This is a genomic window from Citrobacter sp. Cy070, from assembly GCF_030332245.1.
In the GTDB taxonomy this organism is placed as follows: domain Bacteria; phylum Pseudomonadota; class Gammaproteobacteria; order Enterobacterales; family Enterobacteriaceae; genus Citrobacter; species Citrobacter youngae.
Window position 1 is genome coordinate 1 of the sequence record NZ_JAOWIG010000059.1, and the last position, 18,561, is coordinate 18,561.

General features: G+C 52.9%; 14 protein-coding genes and 3 pseudogenes. 12 read left to right on the top strand and 5 right to left on the bottom strand.

Translation table 11 applies throughout. The features are described 5' to 3' along the window. Positions 1–347, top strand: a pseudogene (locus tag OGY19_RS09325) (IS1-like element IS1A family transposase); the annotation flags it as partial. Here OGY19_RS09325 and OGY19_RS09330 read toward each other — a convergent pair. Both OGY19_RS09330 and rpsT read right to left on the bottom strand, forming a co-directional pair. Beyond that, a pseudogene (locus OGY19_RS09330) lies at positions 324–1,097 on the bottom strand (MFS transporter); the annotation flags it as partial. The pseudogenes OGY19_RS09325 and OGY19_RS09330 overlap by 24 nt on opposite strands. Before the next feature lie 447 nt (positions 1,098–1,544). Beyond that, complete coding sequence (rpsT, locus tag OGY19_RS09335; protein ID WP_003018940.1) at positions 1,545–1,808, bottom strand: 30S ribosomal protein S20; 264 nt, start codon at positions 1,806–1,808, stop codon at positions 1,545–1,547. Positions 1,809–1,925: 117 nt separating this feature from the next. Here rpsT and OGY19_RS09340 point away from each other — a divergent pair. From OGY19_RS09340 to caiF, 11 genes and pseudogenes are all read left to right on the top strand, one after another. Continuing rightward, positions 1,926–2,129: pseudogene (locus OGY19_RS09340) on the top strand (DUF2575 domain-containing protein). A 7-nt stretch (positions 2,130–2,136) separates the two neighbouring features. Beyond that, positions 2,137–3,075, top strand: a complete 939-nt coding sequence (ribF, locus tag OGY19_RS09345; protein ID WP_003837336.1) for a bifunctional riboflavin kinase/FAD synthetase — start codon at positions 2,137–2,139, stop codon at positions 3,073–3,075. Between the two features lie 37 nt (positions 3,076–3,112). Next, entirely contained in the window at positions 3,113–5,929 is a 2,817-nt protein-coding gene (gene ileS, locus OGY19_RS09350) for an isoleucine--tRNA ligase (protein ID WP_115600999.1), read from the top strand. Continuing rightward, positions 5,929–6,426, top strand: coding sequence for a signal peptidase II (gene lspA, locus OGY19_RS09355; RefSeq protein WP_048212740.1), 498 nt, complete (start codon positions 5,929–5,931; stop codon positions 6,424–6,426). The genes ileS and lspA overlap by 1 nt, the downstream gene beginning before the upstream one ends. A 117-nt stretch (positions 6,427–6,543) precedes the next feature. Next, positions 6,544–6,993, top strand: a complete 450-nt coding sequence (fkpB, locus tag OGY19_RS09360) for an FKBP-type peptidyl-prolyl cis-trans isomerase (protein ID WP_115600998.1) — start codon at positions 6,544–6,546, stop codon at positions 6,991–6,993. A gap of 1 nt (position 6,994) precedes the next feature. Then, positions 6,995–7,945, top strand: coding sequence for a 4-hydroxy-3-methylbut-2-enyl diphosphate reductase (gene ispH, locus OGY19_RS09365; RefSeq protein ID WP_032948486.1), 951 nt, complete (start codon positions 6,995–6,997; stop codon positions 7,943–7,945). A gap of 66 nt (positions 7,946–8,011) precedes the next feature. Continuing rightward, a complete protein-coding gene (gene rihC, locus OGY19_RS09370) occupies positions 8,012–8,926 on the top strand; it encodes a ribonucleoside hydrolase RihC (protein ID WP_115600997.1) in 915 nt (304 codons plus the stop codon). Positions 8,927–9,099: 173 nt separating this feature from the next. Continuing rightward, on the top strand, positions 9,100–9,921 hold the full coding sequence (gene dapB, locus OGY19_RS09375; RefSeq protein WP_115600996.1) for a 4-hydroxy-tetrahydrodipicolinate reductase: 822 nt from the start codon (positions 9,100–9,102) through the stop codon (positions 9,919–9,921). 454 nt (positions 9,922–10,375) lie between these two features. Then, positions 10,376–11,524 (top strand): glutamine-hydrolyzing carbamoyl-phosphate synthase small subunit, encoded by a 1,149-nt coding sequence (gene carA / locus OGY19_RS09380; RefSeq protein WP_115600995.1) that lies wholly within the window; start codon positions 10,376–10,378, stop codon positions 11,522–11,524. 17 nt (positions 11,525–11,541) lie between these two features. Continuing rightward, a complete protein-coding gene (gene carB / locus OGY19_RS09385; protein WP_115600994.1) occupies positions 11,542–14,769 on the top strand; it encodes a carbamoyl-phosphate synthase large subunit in 3,228 nt (1,075 codons plus the stop codon). A gap of 273 nt (positions 14,770–15,042) precedes the next feature. After that, positions 15,043–15,438, top strand: a complete 396-nt coding sequence (gene caiF / locus OGY19_RS09390) for a carnitine metabolism transcriptional regulator CaiF (protein WP_003018912.1) — start codon at positions 15,043–15,045, stop codon at positions 15,436–15,438. Positions 15,439–15,514: 76 nt separating this feature from the next. Here the strand turns inward: caiF and caiE are convergent, their stop codons facing one another. The 3 genes from caiE to caiC are packed head-to-tail and all read right to left on the bottom strand — an operon-like array spanning position 15,515 to position 18,511. Beyond that, positions 15,515–16,111: a carnitine operon protein CaiE gene (gene caiE / locus OGY19_RS09395; RefSeq protein ID WP_115600993.1), complete on the bottom strand. Its 597-nt coding sequence runs from the start codon at positions 16,109–16,111 to the stop codon at positions 15,515–15,517. 6 nt (positions 16,112–16,117) lie between these two features. After that, positions 16,118–16,903 (bottom strand): crotonobetainyl-CoA hydratase, encoded by a 786-nt coding sequence (gene caiD / locus OGY19_RS09400; RefSeq protein ID WP_040230175.1) that lies wholly within the window; start codon positions 16,901–16,903, stop codon positions 16,118–16,120. Positions 16,904–16,957: 54 nt separating this feature from the next. Further along, positions 16,958–18,511 (bottom strand): crotonobetaine/carnitine-CoA ligase, encoded by a 1,554-nt coding sequence (caiC, locus tag OGY19_RS09405; RefSeq protein ID WP_115600992.1) that lies wholly within the window; start codon positions 18,509–18,511, stop codon positions 16,958–16,960. Between the last annotated feature and the right edge of the window lie 50 nt (positions 18,512–18,561).

Sequence of the window (18,561 nt, forward strand, 5' to 3'; positions counted from 1 at the left end):
AATCGCGCCAGCGCTGGCTGTTTTACGCGTATGACAGTCTCCGGAAGACGGTTGTTGCGCACGTATTCGGTGAACGCACTATGGCGACGCTGGGGCGTCTTATGAGCCTGCTGTCACCCTTTGACGTGGTGATATGGATGACGGATGGCTGGCCGCTGTATGAATCCCGCCTGAAGGGAAAGCTGCACGTAATCAGCAAGCGATATACGCAGCGAATTGAGCGGCATAACCTGAATCTGAGGCAGCACCTGGCACGGCTGGGACGGAAGTCGCTGTCGTTCTCAAAATCGGTGGAGCTGCATGACAAAGTCATCGGGCATTATCTGAACATAAAACACTATCAATAAGTTGGAGTCATTACCCAGGATCCATGGCCAGTTACCTTTCATTGCCGTGAAACTTTTTTTCATCGGCAGTTTGGGTTCTTGCTGTATTTTATCCGCATCCATTTCGCGGATATTTTTAAAGGCGAAAAGCGTTAGCGAACAGGATATCGCAGCAAACAGAATCGCCGTGTAAATAAATCCGGCATGATCATTTCCGTTACCTAAAAATGCAACCAGGGGTAATGCTGTGGCATTCATTAATAAAACCCCGATTTGTCCTCCGGTCATTCTCCAGGAATTTAATACCAGCCGTTCCTTAGGGGACAGGGTCATCAGAGGTAATATTGCACTGAGCGGTGTATTAAGTCCGGTAAATAAAATGCTGGCAATCATATAGGATATTGCTGCATATATGGCTTTTCCTGTCATGCTGATATCTGGAGACCAAAATGACAGCGCGCTGAATACACCAAAAGGCAGCGGCAGCCATAAAAACCAGGGACGACATTTACCGTAACGTGAACGTGTTTTATCGATAATGATCCCCCAGATTGGGGCATCTATACCATCTACGATACGCGCCAGTAGCAGGATGACACCTGCTACGGCGAGACTTATACCCGCAACGTCAGTGTAGAAATATAAGATGTAGGTTGAACCGAAACAGTACAGCAGATTACCTGCCACATCCAAAGAGCCGTAGCTAATACGCTGTAGTAAAGATAATGATGCTGACCCGCAAGACTGGGTATCCTCAATAACAGAACTCATAATAATAACTCCGATATTGGTGCGATACGCCCAGAAAAACAGCTTTTACTTTCTAAGCAGTAGGGTAGTTGTTATTTTTTATCTAAAAAATTAAACCTTTGGAGAGAAATAGTAGTTAATTGGTTTGGTGAAAAATAGTTAACACGGGCATTGTGATCAATTATCAAATCTTACATCAGGATTGCGTTTATTCGTTTTTGGGGGAGTAATTATGTCATTTGCTATGACGGTCACAATTTGATTAGCAATGAAATTAAAAAAATTAAACAGTGAAAGAAAATAACTTTCATGTGCCCGGTAAGGCGGCTGGCTGAAAAGAGAAGCGGCCCAGAGGAGTACGAACAAGGTCAGTGGATGACGGTTGCCTTCGAAGCTGGTTGTACAAACGACAGGCATAAAAAAACCCGCTTGCGCGGGTTTTTTCACAAAGCGACAACAGACAGGCGATTAAGCCAGTTTGTTGATCTGTGCAGTCAGGTTTGCTTTATGACGTGCAGCTTTGTTTTTGTGGATCAGACCTTTAGCAGCCTGACGGTCCACGATTGGTTGCATTTCGTTAAATGCTTTCAGTGCAGTAGCTTTGTCGCCAGCTTCGATAGCTGCGTATACTTTCTTGATGAAAGTACGCATCATAGAGCGACGGCTAGCGTTGTGCTTGCGGGCCTTTTCAGACTGAACGGCGCGCTTCTTAGCTGATTTGATATTAGCCAAGGTCCAACTCCCAAATGTGTTCTATATGGACAATTCAAAGGCCGAGGAATATGCCCTTTTAGCCTTCTTTTGTCAATGGATTTGTGCAAATAAGCGCCGTTTAAATTCCAGCACTCGTTGCGTAGTGATGGCGCAGGATTCTACCAGCTTGCGTGGCGTGAATACAGCTTTTCGACGAGAAAAATTGCATTGGTGTGCCCGTGAAGGGCGTCAATTTGTTTCATAACAATGAAAACCATCCTCTTTCTGTTTCGTAGAAACAATCGCCGGTTAACCTTGACCGCGGTACAGGGTATACTTTCACGATTTTCACTGTTTTGAGCCAGACATGAAGCTGATACGAGGCATACATAATCTCAGCCAGGCCCCGCATGGGTGTGTGCTGACTATTGGTAATTTCGACGGTGTGCACCGTGGCCACCGTGCGTTGCTGCAAGGCTTACGGGAAGAAGGGCGCAAACGCAATTTACCGGTGGTGGTAATGATTTTCGAGCCACAGCCGCTGGAACTGTTTGCGACGGACAAGTCACCTGCGCGCCTTACCCGCCTGCGGGAAAAACTGCGTTATCTGGCCGAATGCGGTGTGGACTACGTGCTGTGCGTGCGTTTTGACAGGCGTTTCGCCGCATTAACGGCGCAGACCTTCATCAGCGACCTGCTGGTGAAGCGCCTTGGTGTACAATTTCTTGCCGTTGGCGATGATTTCCGCTTTGGCGCTAGCCGTGCGGGCGATTTCTTGTTATTACAGGAAGCGGGCGCTGAGTATGGTTTTGATATCACCAGCACCCAAACCTTCTGTGAAGGCGGTGTGCGTATCAGCAGCACCGCAGTACGTCAGGCGCTGGCCGAAGATAACCTGCAACTGGCCGAAAGCCTGCTTGGGCATCCTTTTACTATCTCAGGACGCGTCGTTCACGGTGATGAGTTAGGGCGTACCATCGGTTTTCCGACGGCAAACTTACCGCTTCGTCGCCAGGTTTCTCCGGTGAAAGGTGTTTATGCGGTTGAAGTGATGGGACTGGGTGACAAACCGTTGCCCGGCGTCGCCAACATCGGCACCCGCCCGACGGTAGCAGGCGTACGCCAGCAGTTGGAAGTGCATCTATTGGACGTTGTAATGGACCTGTATGGTCGCCATATAGATGTAGTACTGCGTAAAAAAATACGCAGCGAACAGCGATTTGCCTCGCTGGATGAACTAAAAGCGCAGATTGCGCGTGATGAGTTGACTGCCCGTGAATTTTTTGGGCTAACAAAACCGGCTTAATGCCTATACGAGTTTTAAATACGGAACCGAGAATCTGATGAGTGACTATAAATCAACCCTGAATTTGCCGGAAACAGGGTTCCCGATGCGCGGCGATCTCGCCAAGCGCGAACCGGGAATGCTGGCGCGTTGGACTGATGATGACCTGTACGGCATCATTCGTGCGGCCAAAAAAGGCAAAAAAACCTTCATTCTGCATGATGGCCCTCCTTATGCGAATGGCAGCATTCATATTGGTCACTCGGTTAACAAGATTCTGAAAGACATTATCGTGAAGTCCAAAGGACTCACGGGCTATGACTCGCCGTACGTTCCGGGCTGGGACTGCCACGGTCTGCCGATCGAGCTGAAAGTAGAACAGGAATACGGCAAGCCGGGCGAGAAGTTCACCGCTGCTGAGTTCCGCGCTAAGTGCCGTGAATACGCAGCGACCCAGGTAGATGGTCAGCGTAAAGACTTTATCCGTCTTGGCGTACTGGGCGACTGGTCGCATCCGTACCTGACCATGGACTTCAAAACTGAAGCCAACATCATTCGTGCGCTGGGTAAAATCATCGGCAACGGTCACCTGCACAAAGGTGCGAAGCCGGTGCACTGGTGCGTTGACTGCCGTTCCGCGCTGGCGGAAGCGGAAGTTGAGTATTATGACAAAACCTCCCCGTCCATTGACGTGGCGTTCCACGCTGCCGATCAGGATGCGGTGAAAGCGAAATTTGGCGTTTCTGACGTCAACGGCCCGATCTCGCTGGTTATCTGGACCACTACCCCGTGGACGTTACCGGCGAACCGCGCAATCTCTCTGGCACCTGATTTTGACTATGCGCTGGTGCAGATTGACGGCCAGGCTGTGATTCTGGCGAAAGATCTGGTTGAAAGCGTCATGCAGCGTATTGGCGCGGCTGAATACACTATTCTCGGCACCGTGAAAGGCGCTGAGCTGGAACTGCTGCGCTTTACCCATCCGTTTATGGGCTTTGACGTGCCGGCTATCCTTGGCGATCACGTTACGCTGGACGCGGGTACCGGTGCGGTCCATACCGCTGGCGGTCACGGTCCGGATGACTACGTCATCAGCCAGAAATACGGTCTGGAAATCGCTAACCCGGTTGGCCCGGACGGCGCATACCTGGCGGGTACCTATCCGGATCTGGACGGTGTGAATGTCTTTAAAGCCAACGACAAAATCGTTGCGCTGCTGAGCGAAAAAGGCGCGCTGCTGCACGTTGAGAAGATGCAGCACAGCTACCCATGCTGCTGGCGTCACAAGTCACCGATCATCTTCCGTGCGACCCCGCAGTGGTTCGTCAGCATGGATCAGAAAGGCCTGCGCGCGCAGTCGCTGAAAGAGATCAAAGGCGTACAGTGGATCCCGGACTGGGGCCAGGCGCGTATTGAATCGATGGTTGCCAACCGTCCTGACTGGTGTATCTCCCGTCAGCGTACGTGGGGTGTGCCGATGTCTCTGTTTGTTCACAAAGACACCGAAGAGCTGCATCCGCGCGCTATCGAACTGATGGAAGAAGTGGCTAAACGCGTTGAAGTTGACGGCATCCAGGCGTGGTGGGATCTCGATCCGAAAGATATCCTCGGCGACGAAGCTGACCAGTATGTCAAAGTCCCGGATACGCTGGACGTGTGGTTCGACTCCGGTTCAACCCACTCATCCGTTGTGGATGTGCGTCCTGAGTTTGCGGGCCATGCGGCAGATATGTATCTGGAAGGTTCTGACCAGCACCGTGGCTGGTTCATGTCTTCTTTGATGATCTCCACCGCCATGAAAGGCAAAGCACCTTATCGCCAGGTACTGACCCACGGTTTCACCGTTGATGGTCAGGGCCGTAAGATGTCCAAATCTATCGGTAACACCGTTTCTCCGCAGGACGTGATGAACAAACTGGGCGCGGATATTCTGCGTCTGTGGGTTGCTTCTACCGACTATACCGGTGAAATGGCCGTTTCTGACGAAATCCTGAAACGTGCTGCCGACAGCTATCGTCGTATCCGTAACACCGCGCGCTTCCTGCTGGCGAACCTGAACGGGTTCGATCCGGTTAAAGACATGGTGAAACCGGAAGAGATGGTGGTGCTGGACAGGTGGGCGGTAGGTTGTGCGCAAGCAGCACAGGACGAAATCCTGAAAGCCTATGAAGCCTATGACTTCCACGAAGTGGTACAGCGCCTGATGCGTTTCTGCTCCGTAGAAATGGGTTCGTTCTATCTCGACATCATCAAAGACCGTCAGTACACCGCGAAAGCGGACAGTGTGGCGCGTCGTAGCTGCCAGACTGCGCTGTTCCATATTGCTGAAGCGCTGGTTCGTTGGATGGCGCCGATCATGTCCTTCACCGCAGATGAAATCTGGGGCTACCTGCCGGGCGATCGTGAGAAGTACGTCTTTACCGGTGAATGGTACGAAGGTCTGTTTGGCTTAGGCGAAACCGAAGCGATGAACGATGCCTACTGGGACGAACTGCTGAAAGTGCGCGGCGAAGTGAACAAGGTTATCGAGCAGGCGCGTGCGGATAAGAAAGTCGGCGGTTCTCTGGAAGCGGCAGTGACCCTGTACGCTGAACCTGAGCTGGCGGCGAAACTGACCGCGCTGGGTGAAGAGTTGCGCTTTGTTCTGCTGACCTCCGGCGCGACGGTTGCAGATTTTGCAGCGGCTCCAGCTGATGCTCAGCAGAGCGAACTGCTCAAAGGTCTGAAAATCGTACTGAGCAAAGCCGAAGGTGAGAAATGCCCGCGCTGCTGGCATTACACTACCGACGTCGGCCAGGTGGCGGAACATGCAGATATCTGCGGACGCTGTGTCAGCAACATCGCCGGTGATGGCGAACAACGTAAGTTTGCCTGATGAGTAAGCCTCTCTGTTCAACAGGACTACGCTGGCTGTGGCTGGTGGTAGCCGTGCTGATTATCGACTTAGGCAGCAAATACCTGATCCTCCAGAACTTTGCTCTGGGGGATACGGTGTCGCTGTTTCCGTCGCTTAATCTGCACTACGCGCGTAACTATGGTGCGGCGTTTAGCTTCTTAGCCGACAGCGGCGGCTGGCAACGTTGGTTCTTTGCCGGTATCGCCATCGGTATTTGCGTCATCCTGATGGTGATGATGTATCGCTCGAAGGCGACGCAGAAGCTGAACAACATCGCGTATGCGTTAATCATTGGCGGTGCGCTGGGCAACTTGTTTGACCGCCTGTGGCACGGCTTCGTGGTTGATATGATTGACTTTTACGTCGGCGACTGGCATTTCGCGACCTTCAATCTGGCCGATACAGCTATCTGTATCGGGGCGGCATTGATTGTTCTCGAAGGCTTCCTGCCGTCGAAAGAGAAAAAAGCCGCATAAAAAAATGCCGGATGGCGCTATGCTAATCCGGCCTACAATTTACTGCGATCCTTGTAGGCCCGGTAAGCCTAGCGCCACCGGGCAGACAGGCGGCAGCAATTTTAAAGAGCAACCTGCATGTCTAAATCAGTACAGAGTAACAGTGCGGTGCTGGTGCACTTCACCCTTAAGCTCGACGATGGCTCCACCGCAGAGTCAACCCGCAATAACGGCAAGCCTGCGCTGTTTCGCCTGGGCGACGGTTCTCTGTCTGAAGGACTGGAGCAACAGCTGCTGGGGCTAAAAGAAGGCGATAAAACCACCTTTGCTCTGGAGCCGGATGCCGCCTTTGGCGTATCAAGTCCGGACTTAATTCAGTATTTCTCGCGTCGGGAATTTATGGACGCGGGCGAGCCAGAAATTGGCGCTATCATGCTCTTTACCGCAATGGACGGCAGTGAGATGCCAGGTGTTATCCGCGAAATCAACGGTGACTCGATCACGGTTGATTTCAACCATCCGCTGGCTGGGCATACCGTTCATTTTGATATTGAAGTGCTGGAAGTCGAACCGGCACTGGAGGCGTAAAATGCAGATCCTGTTGGCCAACCCGCGCGGTTTTTGCGCTGGCGTAGACCGCGCTATCAGCATTGTCGAAAACGCGCTGGCTATTTACGGCGCGCCGATTTATGTCCGTCATGAAGTGGTACATAACCGTTATGTGGTGGATAGCCTGCGTGAGCGCGGGGCTATTTTTATCGAGCAAATCAGTGAAGTGCCGGACGGTGCGATCCTGATCTTCTCTGCCCACGGCGTGTCTCAGGCGGTGCGTAACGAAGCCAAAGGCCGCGACCTCACGGTTTTTGATGCAACCTGCCCGCTGGTGACCAAAGTACATATGGAAGTTGCCCGCGCCAGCCGTCGTGGCGAAGAATCCATTCTGATTGGTCACGCCGGTCACCCGGAAGTCGAAGGCACGATGGGCCAGTACAGCAACCCGCAAGGGGGAATGTACCTGGTTGAATCACCGGAAGATGTGCTGAAACTGAATGTGAAAAATGAAGGCAAATTATCCTTCATGACGCAGACCACGCTCTCCGTTGACGACACTTCTGACGTTATTGATGCTCTGCGTCAACGCTTCCCGAAAATTGTCGGGCCGCGCAAAGATGATATCTGTTATGCCACCACCAACCGTCAGGAAGCGGTCCGTGCGCTGGCGGAACAGGCCGATGTGGTGCTGGTGGTCGGCTCGAAAAACTCCTCTAACTCCAACCGTCTGGCTGAACTGGCACAGCGAATGGGGAAAGCGGCGTATTTGATTGACGATGCGACCGACATCCAGGAAGCGTGGGTGAAAGAGGCGAAGTGCGTAGGCGTGACGGCCGGAGCCTCGGCGCCGGATATCCTGGTGCAAAACGTGATTGCTCGCCTGCAGGAACTTGGCGGTGGGGAAGCTATTCCGCTGGAAGGCCGCGAAGAGAACATCGTTTTCGAAGTGCCGAAAGAGCTGCGTGTGGATGTTCGTGAAGTAGAGTAAGTCTTTCCGGTTACGATTATGAGAAGATGCCAGACTTAACGTCTGGCATTTTTTTATGGAGAAACCATGCGCTTACCGATCATTCTTGATACCGATCCCGGCATTGATGATGCCGCCGCCATTGCCGCCGCGCTGTTTGCCCCTGAGCTGGATCTGCAACTGATGACCACGGTAGCAGGCAATGTGTCGGTGGAAAAAACCACCCGTAATGCGTTGCAACTGCTGCACTTCTGGAATGCGGATGTTCCACTGGCGCAGGGAGCATCGATGCCGCTGGCGCGGCCGCTGCGTGATGCCGCTTCCGTGCATGGTGAGTCCGGTATGGAAGGGTATGAATTTGTCGAGCACGACCGCCAGGCGATGGCAAAACCCGCATTCCAGGCCATTCGCGATGCGCTGATGCATGCCCCGCAGCCCGTGACGCTGGTGGCAATTGGCCCGCTGACCAACATTGCGCTGCTGCTGACCCATTATCCTGAATGCGTATTTAACATTAAGCGCCTGGTGATTATGGGCGGTTCTGCCGGGCGCGGGAACTTCACACCCAACGCCGAGTTTAATATTGCTATCGATCCCGAGGCTGCCGCGAAAGTCTTCCATAGCGGGCTGGAGATTGTAATGTGCGGGCTGGACGTGACCAACCAGGCGATGCTTGCGCCGGAGTATCTGGCGACGTTACCTCAGCTTAACCAGACGGGAAAAATGCTGCATGCGCTGTTCAGTCATTACCGTAGCGGTAGCATGAATACGGGGCTGCGAATGCACGATCTCTGTGCGATTGCCTGGCTGGTGCGCCCGGATCTCTTTACGCTCAAGCCCTGTTTTGTCGCCGTTGAAACGCAGGGGGAATATACCTCTGGCACAACGGTAGTAGATATCGAAGGGCGGCTGGGGCAACCCGCTAATGCCCAGGTGGCACTGGGGCTGAATGTCGAGGGGTTCCAGCAGTGGGTGGCGCACGTTCTGGCACTGGCCCCCTGATTTCCGCGTTATATAACGATATGACGCTGCTTATTCCGTGGCGTCATGCCTTTTACTGATATCTTTCCCTGTTTATCATTAAATTCTAATTATCGACGTTTTCGGCTGGCGGCGCAGCGATACGCTGGTTAATCTGAAAACGATTTACGTAAAATTAACAAAAGAGAATAGCTATGCATGATGCACAAATCCGCGTTGCCATCGCGGGAGCCGGTGGACGCATGGGGCGTCAGTTGATTCAGGCCACTCTTGGCATGGATGGCGTACAGCTTGGCGCGGCGCTGGAGCGCGAAGGCTCTTCCTTACTGGGAAGCGATGCCGGAGAGTTAGCCGGAGCCGGGAAAACGGGCGTTACGGTACAAAACAGCCTTGAAGCGGTGAAAGATGATTTCGATGTTTTCATCGATTTTACCCGCCCGGAAGGCACGCTGGCGCATCTGGCGTTTTGCCGCCAGCATGGGAAAGGGATGGTAATTGGCACCACCGGCTTTGATGAGGCGGGAAAACAGGCTATTCGCGATGCCGCGCAGGATATTGGCATCGTCTTCGCCGCTAACTTTAGCGTCGGCGTCAACGTCATGCTGAAGCTGCTGGAGAAAGCGGCGAAAGTGATGGGTGATTACACCGATATAGAGATTATTGAAGCGCATCACCGCCACAAAGTGGATGCGCCGTCAGGCACTGCGCTGGCGATGGGCGAGGCGATTGCCGGGGCGCTGGATAAAGATCTGAAAGACTGCGCAGTCTATTCCCGTGAGGGTTACACCGGCGAGCGCGTACCGGGCACGATTGGTTTTGCCACGGTGCGAGCGGGGGATATCGTCGGGGAACATACTGCGATGTTCGCCGATATTGGCGAGCGTATTGAGATCACGCATAAAGCGTCCAGCCGTATGACATTCGCCAACGGTGCCGTGAGATCGGCGGTTTGGCTGAAATCTAAATCAAATGGTCTTTTTGATATGCGAGATGTGCTTGATTTACGCAATTTGTAAGGTTTTTTACCCTTCGTGATGTGGTTATTGTGGTCATAATTATTTGATTACATGGGGCAATATTTTATTGCCCTTTATTTTATCTATTTCAAGTTTATTTTTAATTGAATGTCTTGTTTTTATAGGTTTTATTGTCTTTTTGTGTTGGTTAAATGTAAATTTTGACCATTTGGTCTACTTTTTGTCTCTTGTTTCTGAGATTTAATACTCTTCCTGCCCCGCAAGCGTTTTCCACTCTAAGTTAGTTGATCTTTTTGGTGCCTGGAGGCGGGTTAATTCGTCAATGGCGCAAAATAATAATAAAAATTACCCTTTTGGGTAGACTTTTACGTGGGCTATCTCTAGAATGCCGCCGTTTGCCAGAAATCCATAGGTAAGCAAATTTGCATTGATTCATGATGTGTTAATGAATTAATATGCAAATAAAGTGAGTGAATATTCTCTGGAGGGTGTTTTGATTAAGTCAGCGCTATTGGTTCTGGAAGACGGAACCCAGTTTCACGGTCGGGCCATAGGGGCAACAGGTTCGGCGGTTGGGGAAGTCGTTTTCAATACTTCAATGACCGGTTATCAAGAAATCCTCACTGATCCTTCCTATTCCCGCCAAATCGTCACTCTTACTTATCCTCATATCGGTAATGTCGGCACCAATGAAGCCGATGCAGAATCTTCACAGGTACATGCGCAAGGCCTGGTCATCCGCGACCTGCCGCTGATTGCCAGCAACTTCCGCGATACCGAAGACCTCTCTTCTTACCTGAAGCGCCATAACATTGTGGCGATTGCTGATATCGATACCCGTAAGCTGACGCGTTTGCTGCGTGAAAAGGGTGCACAGAACGGCTGCATCATCGCGGGTGATAACCCGGATGCGGCGCTGGCATTGGAAAAAGCAAAAGCGTTCCCTGGCCTGAACGGTATGGACCTGGCGAAAGAAGTCACCACCGCGGAGCCTTATAGCTGGACGCAGGGGAGCTGGACGCTTGCGGGTGACCTGCCGGAAGCAAAATCTGCCGATGAACTGCCGTTCCACGTTGTGGCGTACGATTTCGGTGCTAAACGTAACATTCTGCGTATGTTAGCGGACCGCGGCTGCCGCCTGACGGTTGTACCGGCGAAAACCTCAGCAGAAGACGTTCTGAAGATGAATCCGGACGGTATCTTCCTGTCCAACGGCCCTGGCGACCCGGCGCCGTGCGACTACGCGATTACCGCGATTCAGAAATTCCTCGAAACCGATATTCCGGTATTTGGTATCTGCCTCGGCCATCAACTGCTGGCGCTGGCGAGCGGTGCGAAGACCATTAAGATGAAGTTCGGCCACCACGGCGGCAACCATCCGGTAAAAGATATTGATAACAACACCGTGATGATCACCGCGCAGAACCACGGTTTTGCGGTCGATGAAGCGACGCTTCCGGCGAACCTGCGCGTGACGCATAAATCCCTGTTCGACCACACGCTGCAAGGCATTCATCGTACTGATAAGCCAGCCTTTAGCTTCCAGGGGCACCCGGAAGCGAGCCCCGGTCCGCACGATGCCGCACCGCTGTTCGACCACTTTATCGAGTTAATTGAGCAATACCGTCAGTCCGCGAAATAATCAGGAGTAAAAGAGCCATGCCAAAACGTACAGACATAAAAAGTATCCTGATTCTGGGCGCGGGTCCGATTGTTATCGGTCAGGCGTGTGAGTTTGACTACTCCGGCGCCCAGGCGTGTAAAGCCCTGCGTGAAGAGGGTTACCGCGTTATTCTGGTGAACTCCAACCCGGCAACCATCATGACCGACCCGGAAATGGCCGATGCCACCTACATCGAGCCGATTCACTGGGAAGTAGTACGCAAAATTATTGAGAAAGAACGCCCGGACGCGGTGCTGCCAACCATGGGCGGCCAGACCGCGCTGAACTGCGCACTGGAACTGGAACGCCAGGGCGTACTGGCTGAGTTCGGCGTGACCATGATTGGCGCGACGGCGGATGCTATTGATAAAGCGGAAGACCGTCGTCGCTTCGACATCGCGATGAAGAAGATTGGTCTCGACACCGCGCGTTCAGGCATCGCTCACACCATGGAAGAAGCGCTGGCGGTTGCCGCTGACGTTGGCTTCCCGTGCATTATCCGTCCTAGCTTCACCATGGGCGGCACCGGTGGCGGTATCGCCTACAACCGCGAAGAGTTCGAAGAAATCTGCGAACGCGGTCTGGACCTTTCCCCAACCAACGAGCTGCTGATTGATGAATCGCTGATTGGCTGGAAAGAGTACGAGATGGAAGTGGTGCGTGATAAAAACGACAACTGCATCATCGTCTGCTCCATCGAAAACTTCGATGCGATGGGCATCCATACCGGTGACTCCATTACCGTAGCACCTGCCCAGACGCTGACTGACAAAGAATATCAAATCATGCGTAACGCCTCGATGGCGGTACTGCGTGAAATTGGCGTGGAAACCGGCGGTTCTAACGTCCAGTTTGCGGTAAACCCGAAAAACGGTCGCCTGATTGTCATCGAGATGAACCCGCGCGTATCCCGCTCCTCGGCGCTGGCATCCAAAGCTACCGGCTTCCCGATTGCGAAAGTCGCCGCCAAACTGGCTGTTGGATATACCCTCGACGAACTGATGAACGACATCACCGGCGGCCGTACTCCGGCTTCGTTTGAGCCGTCCATCGACTACGTTGTGACCAAGATTCCACGCTTCAACTTCGAGAAATTCGCCGGTGCTAACGACCGTCTGACCACGCAGATGAAATCTGTCGGCGAAGTGATGGCGATTGGCCGCACCCAGCAGGAATCGCTGCAGAAAGCGCTGCGCGGTCTGGAAGTCGGCGCGACCGGCTTTGACCCGAAAGTAAGCCTGGACGACCCTGAAGCGCTGACCAAAATTCGTCGTGAACTGAAAGACGCTGGCGCTGAGCGTATCTGGTATATCGCCGATGCCTTCCGTGCTGGCCTGTCCGTCGACGGCGTGTTCAACCTGACCAACATCGACCGCTGGTTCCTGGTACAAATTGAAGAGCTGGTGCGCCTGGAAGAAAAAGTAGCCGACCTTGGCATCAACGGCCTCGACGCTGACTTCCTGCGTCAGCTTAAGCGTAAAGGTTTCGCCGATGCGCGTCTGGCGAAACTGGCCGGCGTTCGCGAAGCGGAAATCCGCAAGCTGCGCGACCAGTACAACCTGCACCCAGTCTATAAGCGCGTGGATACCTGCGCGGCAGAATTTGCCACCGACACTGCTTACATGTACTCCACTTATGAAGATGAGTGTGAAGCAAATCCGTCTGTCGACCGCGATAAAATCATGGTGTTGGGCGGCGGTCCAAACCGTATCGGCCAGGGTATCGAATTTGACTACTGCTGCGTACACGCCTCGCTGGCGCTGCGCGAAGACGGTTATGAAACCATCATGGTCAACTGTAACCCGGAAACCGTTTCTACCGACTACGACACCTCCGACCGTCTGTACTTTGAGCCGGTAACGCTGGAAGACGTGCTGGAAATCGTGCGCATCGAGAAGCCGAAAGGCGTTATCGTGCAGTACGGCGGTCAGACTCCGCTGAAGCTGGCGCGCGCGCTGGAAGCCGCAGGCGTGCCGGTAATCGGTACCAGCCCGGATGCCATCGACCGTGCGGAAGACCGTGAGCGCTTCCAGCACGCGGTTGACCGTCTGAAGCTGAAACAACCGGCGAATGCCACCGTAACGGCCATTGAACAGGCTGTTGAGAAGGCAAAAGAGATTGGTTACCCGCTTGTGGTACGTCCGTCCTACGTTCTCGGCGGCCGCGCGATGGAAATCGTCTATGACGAAGCCGACCTGCGTCGCTACTTCCAGACTGCGGTCAGCGTTTCTAACGATGCGCCGGTACTGCTGGACCGTTTCCTTGATGATGCGGTTGAAGTGGACGTGGACGCTATCTGCGACGGCGAAATGGTGCTGATTGGCGGCATTATGGAGCACATCGAACAGGCGGGTGTACACTCCGGTGACTCCGCATGTTCTCTGCCTGCGTACACGCTGAGCCAGGAAATTCAGGATGTAATGCGCCAGCAGGTGCAGAAACTGGCCTTCGAACTGCAGGTTCGCGGCCTGATGAACGTTCAGTTTGCGGTGAAGAATAACGAAGTTTACCTGATTGAAGTGAACCCGCGTGCGGCGCGTACCGTTCCATTCGTCTCCAAAGCAACGGGTGTTGCGCTTGCAAAAGTCGCGGCACGCGTAATGGTCGGAAAAACGCTGGCACAGCAGGGCGTCACCAAGGAAGTTATCCCGCCGTACTACTCGGTAAAAGAAGTGGTGCTGCCGTTCAACAAGTTCCCGGGCGTTGACCCGCTGTTAGGGCCGGAAATGCGCTCTACCGGGGAAGTGATGGGCGTGGGGCGTACCTTCGCAGAAGCGTTCGCTAAGGCACAGCTGGGCAGCAGCTCCACCATGAAAAAACAGGGTCGTGCACTGCTCTCCGTTCGCGAAGGCGATAAAGAGCGCGTGGTTGACCTGGCGGCGAAGCTGCTGAAGTTTGGTTTTGAGCTGGATGCGACGCACGGCACGGCGATTGTGCTGGGCGAAGCGGGTATCAATCCACGTCTGGTGAACAAGGTGCATGAAGGGCGTCCGCACATTCAGGACCGTATCAAGAATGGCGAGTACACTTACATCATCAACACCACCGAAGGTCGTCAGGCGATTGAAGACTCCAAGCTGATTCGCCGCAGCGCACTGCAGTACAAAGTGCATTATGACACTACCCTGAACGGCGGTTTCGCGACGGCGATGGCGCTGAATGCCGATGCCACTGAGAAGGTGACCTCTGTGCAGGAAATGCACGCACAGATCAAAAAGTCATAAAAAATAGGTTCGGTGATAATTGTGTTAACCTGACCTGCAATATAATCTTGAAAGGGTTTCTGTAAAGAAACCCTTTTTTAAATTCGCGTAAGGTCATTCCTGGCCAAATGCACTTTCATAACCACATTTTCAATGTAATAAGCACGATATAGCTCACACTAATCAACATTCAAGTCGCATACTATCCTTTATATCCACAATTTTAATATGGCTTAGTTTTTATTAATTTGGACAGGCCGTAGCCAGATTTTTAATTTGTGAAATGGTGTGCTTATGTGTGAAAAATATGTTGAAAGACCGCTTTATTTGTTAATTGCTGACTGGATGATGGCTGAGGATCGTTGGATCACCGCAAAGGAAATTTCCCGCCATTTTGATATTGAGCACTGCAAAGCAATTAATACTCTCTCTTATATTCTGTCGGAAGTGGGAGAAATTGTTTGTGAAGTTAAGATGATCCCTAATCAGATTGCAGGCCGGGGCTGCCAGTGCCAGCGTCTGGTAAAAGTCATCAGTATTGATTCTCACCTCTACAACCGATTGAGCCACAATTTGCAGGAAAAAAAGGTGAGTGTGGCGAAAACGCCGCGGCTGTCTGCCGTTCCCCCAACAGAGCTCAACCGTGAGCAGAAATGGCAGATGATGCTCTCCAAGAGTATGCGTCGCTAATTGTCAGTTTGCCTGATGGCGGTATAAACGGTGGTTGACGCGTAGGCCGGATAAGCGTCAGCGCATCCGGCATCAATTACTGTGCTGATTTGGGTTTTACGTCCGTCGTGCCTTGCAGGCGCGGCCGGTTTTTTTCGACCTGCGTTAATGGCTGTGTTTCGCGTAAACCTGCCCGGCAGCGGACCGCAAGATCCTGATACTCTTTGGTGTTCAGCCGTTTCCAGTGCTGCTCCTGATCCGTGACTTCGCGCAGTACGCGAGCAGGTGAACCGACCAGCATCTGCCTTGCCTCCCCCTGAAAGCCGGCTTTGACAAAGCTCATGGCGGCGACAATGCTCTCTTCACCAATCACTGCGCCGTCCATAATGACGCTGTTCATGCCGATCAGCGCATCTCTGCCCACCACGCAACCGTGCAGGATTGCGCCATGGCCGATATGCCCATTCTCATGCACGATGGTGTCAGTGTCGCAATAACCGTGCATGATGCAGCCATCCTGCAAGTTAGAACCTGCCTCCAGAATCAGGCGACCATAGTCACCGCGCAGTGAGGCATGTGGGCCGACGTAGACGCCAGCCCCCACGATCACATCACCAATCAACACGGCGCTGGGATGAACATACGCCTCTGGATGCACTACCGGAATCAGGCCTTCAAAGGCGTAATAGCTCATGAGATATCAGCGTCCTTTCCACACCGGATCGCGTTTTTCCGCAAATGCCAGTGGTCCTTCCAGCGCATCTTCCGAGTGCAGCACCGACGGATAGTGCTTCAGCACACCACTGCGGATGTAACGGTAGCCTTCTTCTACCGGCATTTCGCTGGTCGCACGATAAATCTCTTTCAGCGCGGCGATAGCCAGCGGGGCGCTATTCACCAACTGCTGCGCCAGTTCGCGCGCGCTATCCATCAGTTCGCTCTGGCTGACAACGCGGTTGACGATACCCCAACGCAGCGCTTCTTCGGCGCTCATTCGTCTGCCGGTCATCACCATTTCGTTGACGATAGCCGGTGGCAGTAGCTTCGGCAGACGCAGAACGCCGCCGCTGTCAGGCACGATCCCGAGCTTGGCTTCCGGTAGCGCGAAGCTGGCATTTTCCGCGCAGACGATAAAATCCGCCGCCAGCGCCAATTCAAAACCACCGCCAAACGCATAGCCGTTTACCGCAGCGATGACCGGTTTATCGAGGTCGAAAATTTCGGTTAAACCGGCAAAGCCGCCTGGGCCAAAATCGGCATCCGGCGCTTCACCTTCAGCTGCCGCTTTTAAGTCCCAGCCCGCAGAAAAGAATTTCTCGCCGCCGCCGGTGATTATCGCGACGCGTAATTCCGGGTCATCACGAAAATGAAGAAACGCTTCACCCATGGCAAAGCTGGTTTTGGCATCAATGGCATTGGCTTTAGGCCGGTCGAGGGTAATTTCCAGAATCGGGCCGTTACGGGTCAGATGTAATGATTCACTCATAGTTCATCTCCAGATAAATAGATTTCCCGGCAGGAGGAATTCCTACCGGGAGGGTTATTTCAGATTTTTTTTGATTATTTTTCCTGAACAATTGCGCGGCAGGTCGGTTCTTATCTCCATAAACGAGGGAACCTTGAATTTCGCCATATTGTTTTCGCAGAAGCTGAAGAACTCGGCTTCGCTTAATGTTTCACCTTCATTAAGGACGATAAACGCTTTAATGGCTTCATCACGGATTGAATCTTTAATACCGACAACCACAATGTCCTGAATTTTTGGGTGCGCAGAAATAATATTTTCCAGCTCGACGCAGGAGACATTTTCCCCGCCGCGTTTAATCATGTTGCAGCGCCTGTCGACGAAATAAAAAAAACCGTCCGCATCCTGGTAACCCGAATCTCCGGTATGTAACCAACCCTCAGCTTCCAGCGCTTTGGCGGTAGCCTCCGGCTGGGCATAGTACTCTTTGAAGATGGTTTTGCCCGGCACGCCTTTAATACAGATTTCACCAATTTCTCCGGCGGGCAGGGGACGGTTGCGATCGTCACGGATTTCGGCTTCATAGCTAAAACCCACGCGGCCAATAGAGGGCCAACGCCGTTTGTCTCCGGGGCGATCGCCAATAATGCCGACGATGGTTTCAGTCATACCGTAGGAGGTCAGCAGCCTGACGCCAAAGCGTTCGGTAAAGGCGTCTTTTTCCTGTGCGGATAAATTGAGATAGAACATCACTTCGCGCAGGTGATGCTGTCTGTCCGTTGGCGCTGGGGGTTGAACCATCAGCGTTCGGATCATCATCGGAATGCATTCGGTGACCGTCGCCTGGTATCTACGTACCTGATCCCAAAACGCCCTGGCGCTGTACTTTTCCAACAGCACAAAGGTGCTGCCTGCGGAGAATGCCGCCATGGCTGCCGTACACTGACAGTCGATATGAAAAGCGGGCATTACCGTCATGTAGACGTCATCATCGCGCAGGGCGATTTGCCAGGAAGTGTAGTAGCCGGCAAATCGCAGATTGTAGTGGGTAATCACCACCCCTTTAGGCCGTGAGGTGGTGCCAGAGGTAAACAGAATTTCCGCCGTATCGTCAGTGGATAACGCAGGTGTATAGCACAGCGTGGCGGACTGGCGGGATTGCAGTTGGGTAAAGTGGCTCACGCCGTCATCAACCGGAAGCTGTTCGCCAATCAGACAGATATGATTAAGCGGTGTGGTATTTTCCAGCCGTATCTGGCGGTACATAGGATAAAACTGGGCGCTGGTGACCAGCAGGCTTACCTGGCTGTTTTGCAGGATCCAGGCGCTTTCTTCACCCAGCAAACGGGCATTAATCGGCACCATGATGGCGCCAATTTTTGCCAGCCCAAACCAGCAAAAAATGAATTCCGGACAGTTATCCAGATGCAATGCGACCTTATCGCCCTTGCGGATCCCTAAAGAATGGAACAGGTTTGCCGTGCGGTTAATCTCTTCATTGAGCGAGGCATAGCTAAATTGCCGAACGTTTCCTTCGCAGGATTCGAAAATTAACGCCGTTTTATCTCCATACACCCCGGCCAGGTCGTCCCACATCAGACGTAAGTTTTGTCCGCCAACGATATCCATATTGCTTTATCCACTGAAATCAGGCGTGAGCGCTAACCCACTCGCGGGTC